The following is an 881-nucleotide window of genomic DNA, read 5'->3' as shown; positions in this document are numbered from 1 at the left end:
CTTCCCCCCCTGCCCATCCAGTACGCAGAGTTCGGCGTCTGGCAGCGGCAGTGGCTCCGGGATGACATGTTGGAGCGACTGCTCGCCTATTGGCGCAAGCAGATGGAGGGCGCGCCGCTCCTGCTGGAGCTGCCGATGGACAGGCCCCGCCCGCCCATCCATCGCTTCCGGGGCAAGACGCTGACGTTCCGACTCTCCCCGGAGATCTCCCAGGGCATCGAAGACCTCTGCCGTCAGGAGAGCGTCACGCTGTTCATGGGCCTGCTCGCGGGCTTCAGTGCTCTGCTGCATCGCTACTCGGGCCAGCAGGACCTCATCATCGGCGCGCCCATCGCCGGTCGGATCCGTCCGGAAATCGAAGGGATTGTCGGGCTCTTCGTCAACACACTCGCCCTGCGGCAGGACCTGTCGGGCAACCCCAGCCTCATCGAGCTGATGCGGCGTGCGCGCGAGGTCACGCTCGGCGCCTATGCCCACCAGGACCTCCCCTTCGAGAAGCTCGTCGAGCAGTTCCACCCCGAGCGCAACCTCAGTCACGCGCTGGTCGTCCAGGTCATGTTCGTCCTCCAGAACGCCCCCGTGCTGGAGGTCCAGGCCTCCGCCGCGCTCCAGATGACCGCGACCGCGGAGCCGTGGGAGCTGAGCACCGGAACGTCGAAGTGCGACCTGATCCTCTTCATGTCGAAGTCGCCGGAGGGACTGCGCGCCACCTTCGAGTACGACACCGACCTCTTCGACGCCGAGCGCATCCAGCGCATGGCCTCCCACCTCCAGACCCTCCTGGAGGCCGCTGTCGCCGCGCCTTCTCGCCCCATCGCCTCCCTCCCCCTGCTGCCAGAGGCCGAGCGCCAGCGCGTCCTCCAAGCCTGGAACGACGCCAC

The 881-nt window shown here is 67.7% G+C and carries 1 protein-coding gene; it reads left to right on the top strand.

The window, feature by feature from the left end:
* Positions 1-881 (top strand): condensation domain-containing protein (locus D7V88_RS41855; protein ID WP_244238699.1); only part of this gene is annotated, 881 nt, incomplete at both ends.

The sequence above is a fragment of the Corallococcus terminator genome (assembly GCF_003611635.1).
Taxonomy (GTDB): Bacteria; Myxococcota; Myxococcia; order Myxococcales; family Myxococcaceae; genus Corallococcus; species Corallococcus terminator.
Note: the sequence above shows the minus strand (reverse complement) of the source record. Positions and strands in the feature narration are given on the sequence as shown.